Below are 624 nucleotides of genomic sequence, written 5' to 3'. Positions count from 1 at the left end.
CTGCGGATGTTATCGCGACTATTGGCAAAGTCGGGAAAATTAGCAGAGGCATCAATCCAGATAAAACGGGGCTTGGCCCCATCACCCGTATTAGGGTCAGGCTTTTTAGGGTCTTCCCATTCCCATGGTGGTACACCGCTTGATTTTCCTTTGCATTGTACCAGTAGGAATGGGACAATGCAAAGGATAAAAGCCCGCAATAATATGTTTAAATAAACACTTATATGTCGGCAGTTCATAGATATTTTTTTAGATATCAACACAATCGAATTGTACGCCTACTACGTAACCATTTGTAAACATAAAGTACGCGTAGAGGAAGTAACCATCTTCCGATTGCACAAAGGCCACATCACCGGTGGCATTGCCGTTGGCAACACCTGATGCAGACATCGCTCCATATTTATGCAGTTCGCAAGCCCATTCTACAGCGCCTCCAGCCCCCCAGGGGCCTCCCCAGGAGTTATAGTCGGCAGTAAAGGAATTCACACTGCTTGCATTTACTAAATATACCATATCCGCCTGTCCCCATGTAAATCCATTTGCATAATTCACCAAAACATACGGCGTCTTGTTGAATACGGTATAGGCGACTGCATTCGACACGAAGTTACTGTTAACATT

The 624-nt window shown here is 44.9% G+C and carries 1 protein-coding gene; it reads right to left on the bottom strand.

Annotation, left to right across the window (positions count from 1 at the left end):
* Positions 1-249 precede the first annotated feature (249 nt).
* The coding region (locus ACNOHI_RS25095) for a hypothetical protein (RefSeq protein WP_420477448.1) at positions 250-624 on the bottom strand (375 nt) is incomplete at its 5' end.

It is taken from the genome of Noviherbaspirillum sp. ST9, from assembly GCF_048799745.1.
GTDB lineage: Bacteria > Pseudomonadota > Gammaproteobacteria > Burkholderiales > Burkholderiaceae_D > Noviherbaspirillum.
The sequence above is the reverse complement of the archived record's forward strand: the minus strand, read 5'-3'. Positions and strand labels throughout refer to the sequence as shown.